The organism is Paenibacillus senegalensis JC66 (assembly GCF_000285515.1).
Taxonomy (GTDB): domain Bacteria; phylum Bacillota; class Bacilli; order Paenibacillales; family NBRC-103111; genus Paenibacillus_L; species Paenibacillus_L senegalensis.
This window is the reverse complement of sequence record NZ_CAES01000154.1, coordinates 1-386: the sequence shown is the minus strand read 5'-3', so window position 1 is coordinate 386 and position 386 is coordinate 1. Positions and strand designations below refer to the sequence as shown.

Annotated in this window: 1 rRNA gene; it reads right to left on the bottom strand. The window is 52.6% G+C overall.

The window, feature by feature from the left end:
• Positions 1-173: 173 nt before the first annotated feature.
• Positions 174-290, bottom strand: a 5S ribosomal RNA gene (gene rrf / locus PSHG_RS26100).
• Positions 291-386 lie beyond the last annotated feature (96 nt).

Here is a 386-nt window from a genome sequence, read left to right as displayed (position 1 = left end):
TTACCCAACATTGCTCCTCATGCAGGGCGTTTTATTTTCACAGAAAAACCGCATACAATCGCCGCTATAGCGGGGCCCGAGCGCTTCTTCGCCGCTTAGCCCCGGGAGATAGACGCTTAAAGACGAGCACAACAAAAAAGACCACGGTCGTATCCGTGATCTTCTTCTTCGCCGCTTGGCAGCGTCCTACTCTCCCAGGACCCTTCGGTCCAAGTACCCTTGGCGCTGGAGGGCTTAACGGTCGTGTTCGGGATGGGTACGCGTGGTTCCCCTCCGCCATCACCACCAAACGGTCTTGCTCAAGGAATTGCTCCCTGAAAACTAGATCGAAACGCATTCACGAAGATGAAGTATGCTTTCGAAGTAGCTTTACGTTGTAAAGCTTT